Origin of the sequence: Mesorhizobium sp. M7A.F.Ca.AU.001.01.1.1, from assembly GCF_004022735.1 — a bacterium.
GTDB lineage: Bacteria > Pseudomonadota > Alphaproteobacteria > Rhizobiales > Rhizobiaceae > Mesorhizobium > Mesorhizobium ciceri.
Window position 1 is genome coordinate 1 of sequence record NZ_RZPF01000900.1, and the last position, 2,256, is coordinate 2,256.

Annotated in this window: 2 protein-coding genes; both read left to right on the top strand. The window is 66.3% G+C overall.

The window, feature by feature from the left end:
- Positions 1–1,428 (top strand): sugar ABC transporter ATP-binding protein (locus EN884_RS33645; RefSeq protein ID WP_164895338.1); only part of this gene is annotated, 1,428 nt, incomplete at its 5' end.
- Positions 1,425–2,256, top strand: an 832-nt coding sequence (locus EN884_RS33650) for an ABC transporter permease (protein WP_164895339.1), incomplete at its 3' end; no start/stop codon positions are given. The genes EN884_RS33645 and EN884_RS33650, both read left to right, overlap by 4 nt.

The window sequence follows — 2,256 nt, forward strand, 5'->3', positions numbered from 1 at the left end:
ACAGTCCATGCCCTGCTCGGTGAAAACGGAGCCGGCAAGTCGACACTGGTGAAGCTGCTGTCCGGGCTGGTCCGGCCGAGCCAAGGCCATGTCCGTGTCTTCGGCAAGGAGATCGCTTACGGCGCACCGCGCGCAGCACATGCGCTCGGCATGCAGACAGCATTCCAGGAGATGACCCTGGTGCGCGATCTCTCCGTGCTCGACAACATGCTGCTGCCTTACGCCCCCGTCGGCATCTCCGGCCTGATCCGCCGCGGTGCCGCCCGCAAGGCCGTCCGCCGCCATATCGAAGATCTCGGTTTTTCCGTCGATCTCGATGCCGAGGTGAGCGAGCTCGAGCTTTCGGTGCGCCAGAAGATCGAGATCGCGCGCGCCGTCTACCGCAAGCCGCGCATCCTTTTGCTCGACGAACCGACCTCGACGCTCGCCGGACGCGACGTCGACTGGCTGGGCGACATCATCGCCAGGCTGAAGACGGCGGGTACCACCATCGTCTTCATCACCCACCGCATGCGCGAGGTCCGCGCTTTTTGCGACACGCTGACGATCCTGAGAAACGGCCGCCACATCGTCACCGCGCCGGTCGCCGATGTCTCGGATGCCGACGTCATCGAAAAGATCATCGGCCGCAGCATCGAGCAGACCTTTCCGCCCAAGCCGGACAGCGCCCAGGCCTTCGGTCCGCCGGTTCTGGGCGTGCGCGACCTCAAGGTCGGACGCAAGCTCGACGGCGCCGGCTTCGATCTGCGCAAGGGCGAAATCCTCGGCGTCGCCGGGTTGCAAGGCATGGGCCAGCAGGACCTGTTCCTGGCCTGCTTTGGCATGGCCGAGATCGAGCGCGGCCACATCCTCGTCGACGGCCGCAAGGTCTGGCTCGGTTCGCCGGCCGATGCCTTGCGCCCCAACATGGCCATCGGCCTGGTGCCGGAAGACCGCAAATCCGAAGGCCTGTTCCTGAAATTGTCGGGCAGCCAGAACGCCACGCTGCCGGTGATATCGCGCTTCACACGGCTAGGCCTTGTCGACGCGCAAGCCGAGACCCGCTCCGTCGAGGCGGCATTCGCCACTGTCGAGGTCGACCGCCGCGCGCTGTGGACGCGGGCCGGTGCGTTTTCCGGCGGCAACCAGCAGAAGATCGCCATCGCCAAGTGGCTGGTGGCGCAGAGCCGCATCCTGCTGTTGTTCGATCCCACCCGAGGCATCGACGTTGGCACCAAGCACGAGCTTTATGTGATGATGCGAAACTACGTGGCTTCGGGCGGTTCGATCCTGCTGCACTCGACGGAGATCCCCGAACTCGTTCACCAATGCGACAGGGTGCTGGTCCTCTATGACGGGCGCATCGCCGCCGAACTCGAAGGCGACGCTATCACCGAACCGGCCATCATGCGCCCGGCGCTCGGCCATGCCGGGGAAGCCGCCGCATGAGCAGCGCAGCAGCCTCATCCCCTGTTCCCGGCGGCTTCGGACTGCGCCGTGCGCTGGTGCGCAATCGCGGCGCGCTGATCGCCGCGGCCGTCCTGGCGATCCTGCTCTTCGTCGTCGACTGGATCAGCGCTGGGCCGCTGACCTATTTCGATGTGTCGTTCCTGTCGAGCGGCGGCGCCACCTCGGCGCTCGCGGCGATCGGCCAGACGATCGTGATCCTGTCGGGCGGCTTCGACCTGTCCGCCGGCGCGGTGATATCGCTGGTCAATGCCGTGCTGGCATCGAGCATGGATCCGATGGCGCCAGGCGCAAGCATCCTCCTGTGGACCACCGTCGGCATCGGCGTCGGCATGGCGGTGGGCGCCTTCAACGGCTTCTTCATCGCGGTGCTGCGCATGCAGCCGATCGTGGTGACGCTGTCCACCATGTTCATCCTGCAAGGTGTCACGCTGCTGGTGATGGACAAGCCCGGCGGCTTCGTGTCGCCCGATCTCGGCACCTTCTATCTCGGCGACGCGATCGCCGGCTGGCTGCCGATGCCGCTGGTGGTGATCGGTGTCGTCCTGCTCGCCTGGTTCTGGCTGAAGGGAACCCGCTTCGGCACAGCACTCTACGCGCTTGGCAGCGATCCGGAGTCGGCCGCTTCCGTCGGCATCAATGTCGTTCTGGTGCGCTTTGCCGTCTATGTCATCGCCGGCGGCTGCTATGGCCTTGCCGGCGTGTTCATCAGCGCCCAGACCGGCAGCGGCGATCCGCTGGTCGGCAATCCGCTGCTCTTGTCGATGTTCGCGGCGGTCGTCGTCGGCGGCACGCGCCTCGGTGGCGGGC